Below are 529 nucleotides of genomic sequence, written 5' to 3'. Positions count from 1 at the left end.
CATTACTTAGCTTTATTAAGGCATAACTAAGTAATGACGGTAACGCAAATACATGTACCACTGTATTACGGTAATATGTTAAATGCGTACTTTGTTGGTGGTCACAACTCACAACATGATTAGATTCAGAAAACTTATTCATCGCTAATGCCTGTTGGTAAATTAATTCAGGCGACTGTGTTGGATAAGTAATCCCCGCATTGTCGGAGATACTTGCTAATAACTGCTGATGCAATCGCAACAACGTCAGCATTCGCTGCTTACCTAACTGATGATTAACACTTGATAATAAAATAGCAGCGCATAAAGGTAACGCATTAACCGCCGTTACTTGATTGATCCCCTGCATCACATTATCAGCAAGGTGATTAATTTGCCGCTGCAACGCCTGTTCAGATAAAATTTGTTCTCGCCAATTAGGTTGCTGTTGGTCAAAATATTGTTTGAGATTAATCGGCTCACCGAAATTAACAAAAGCACGTCCGAAATTTTGTAGCTTTTTGAAAATGCCTAACACTTGCCACGCATT

General features: G+C 38.8%; 1 pseudogene. It reads right to left on the bottom strand.

Annotated features, from left to right (window positions below):
• Positions 1 to 529 (bottom strand): annotated as a pseudogene (locus GQR38_RS20020) (glycerol-3-phosphate 1-O-acyltransferase); the annotation flags it as partial.

Origin of the sequence: Pseudoalteromonas sp. c7(2019) (genome assembly GCF_011378625.1) — a bacterium.
Classification (GTDB): domain Bacteria; phylum Pseudomonadota; class Gammaproteobacteria; order Enterobacterales; family Alteromonadaceae; genus Pseudoalteromonas; species Pseudoalteromonas arctica.
The sequence above is the reverse complement of the archived record's forward strand: the minus strand, read 5'-3'. Positions and strand labels throughout refer to the sequence as shown.